This window comes from Massilia sp. UBA6681, from assembly GCF_002454935.1.
GTDB lineage: Bacteria > Pseudomonadota > Gammaproteobacteria > Burkholderiales > Burkholderiaceae_D > Telluria > Telluria varians.
The window spans coordinates 1673-3551 of sequence record NZ_DKJX01000106.1; the positions used below are offsets into that span (position 1 = coordinate 1673).

Consider the following 1879-nt stretch of genomic DNA (forward strand, 5'->3'; position numbering starts at 1 on the left):
AGAGGCGATCGACTGGGTGAAGCGGGTGCCGATGCCGATGGCGGGCGGCGAAGCCGAGATCGAGATCCGCCAGATCTTCGACATGGAAGACTTCGGCGAAGCCATGACTCCGGAACTGCGCGAGCAGGAAGAGCGCCAGCGCGCAGCGCTGGCCGGCTGAGCGCTGCCTAAGCCTGGGGGGCTGCGGGCGGCTCCCAGAGTTCAACCTTATTGCCCTCCGGGTCGATGACCCAGCCGAACTTGCCGAATTCCGAGTCGTCGGTCTGGTCCATGACGTTGCAGCCTTCCTCGCGCAAGGCCTGCAGCAAGGCGTCCAGGTCGGCGACCCGGTAGTTGATCATGAAGCTCGCCTTGCCGGGAGCGAAGTGCTCGTTGCCGGCCTGGCCGATCGACCAGATGGTCACCCCGCCGTCCGGCTTGCGCGCCGCATCGTCCCAGGTGAAGGCGGCGCCGCCCCAGTCCAGCACGTCGACGCCCAGATGCCGCCCGTACCAGGCGCGCAGCGCCACCGGGTCTTGTGCGTGGAAAAAGATGCCGCCGATGCCTGTAACCCGCTTCATGTACTCTCCGATCTGGGAACGCTGTGTGCGTGGGAAGGCCAACAGTAGCATCACGTGCTTCCTGTTGGCAATGTGAAACCAGTGAGCGGGATCGATTTGCCAGCCGGGCCCGATTGCTCCACACTGGCGCCCAACGACAACGGTTTCGAAAGGACGCAGCACATGGGATTTTCCCTTGCCTGGATCGCGATACGCGGCAAATCGAAAGACGACATCCTTGCCCAGCTGTCGCTGGCCGATACCGGCGAGCCCGATGAGCTGAACGAGAGCCCGGTATCCGGCGCCGACCTGCCGGGCGGCGGCTACCTGCTGGTCTTCAAGGACATGGCGCACCCGGCCACCCAGGCCGAGGGCATGGCCCGCCTGTCCGCAGGCTGCGAGGCGCTCGGCTGCCAGGTCGAGGAACACGTCATGGCCAGCGCCGCCTTCCAGTACAAGGATGGGACCAAGCTATGGGACGTGGTCCACCTGTCCGAGGAAGGGCTGTACCACCTGGCGGTGGACGGCACGCCGTCCGCGCTGCTCGCCACCATCCACGCCGAAATGAAGGCGACCCAGGACGAACAGGGCGGCGCCGACGCCGACGTGGACTGCCTGTTCGAAGTGCCGCTGATGCTGGCCACCGCCTTGTGCGGCTACCGCCACGACGAGGCGGCGCTCCTGTCCGGGGAAACGCTCGACTTCACCGAACTGGTTCCCGCCGCGCCGGGCGCAGGCCGCCGGCACTGAGGCGGGTCTTCAGTCGCAGACGGCCTGTCCCGCCTGCGCCTGCGCGGCATCCGCCAGGATGCGGTCGAGCGCCGCGATATCGATCGGCTTGACGAAATGGTGGTCGAAACCGGCCGCGAAGGCCTTGTCCTGGTCGTGCATCTGGCCGTAGCCGGTCAGCGCGACCAGCACCGCATCTGCGCTGCCGGGAGCGGCGCGCAGGCGGCGCGCCAGTTCGTAGCCGTCGATATCCGGCAGGCCGATGTCCAGGATGTAGAGCGGCAGCGGCTTGCGCAGGCTTTCGTCGAGGGCGCTGTGGGCGTTGGCCATGACCGTGACATGGTGTCCCTTGGCCTCCAGCAGGTGGGCCAGCGAACGCGCCGCATCGACATTGTCGTCGACGATCATCAGGTGCACGGGCGCCGCGCCTCCCCGGGCGACGTCGTGCGGCGCGCGCGCCTGGGCGGCGCGCTCGGCATGCAGGGGCAGGGTGAGGGTGAAGCAGGCGCCCTTGCCGATACCGTCGCTGTGCGCGCTCACCTGTCCATCGTGCATGGCCATGATGCTGCGCACCAGCGCCAGCCCCAGTCCCAGGCCGCCCTGCGAGCGGT

At 67.7% G+C, this 1879-nt stretch carries 3 protein-coding genes and 1 pseudogene; 2 read left to right on the forward strand and 2 right to left on the reverse strand.

Annotation, left to right across the window (positions count from 1 at the left end; genetic code table 11):
• Positions 1-160, forward strand: a pseudogene (locus B2R83_RS20020) (YciI family protein); the annotation flags it as partial.
• A gap of 7 nt (positions 161-167) precedes the next feature.
• Here the strand turns inward: B2R83_RS20020 and B2R83_RS20025 are convergent.
• Entirely contained in the window at positions 168-560 is a 393-nt protein-coding gene (locus tag B2R83_RS20025) for a VOC family protein (protein WP_292044339.1), read from the reverse strand.
• A gap of 162 nt (positions 561-722) precedes the next feature.
• On the opposite strand from B2R83_RS20025, the gene B2R83_RS20030 reads away from it, so the two are divergent.
• The gene (locus B2R83_RS20030; RefSeq protein ID WP_292044341.1) at positions 723-1289 is read left to right on the forward strand and encodes a hypothetical protein; all 567 of its coding nucleotides are present in this window, start codon (positions 723-725) and stop codon (positions 1287-1289) included.
• 9 nt (positions 1290-1298) lie between these two features.
• Here B2R83_RS20030 and B2R83_RS20035 read toward each other — a convergent pair.
• The coding region (locus B2R83_RS20035) for a response regulator (RefSeq protein ID WP_292044343.1) at positions 1299-1879 on the reverse strand (581 nt) is incomplete at its 5' end.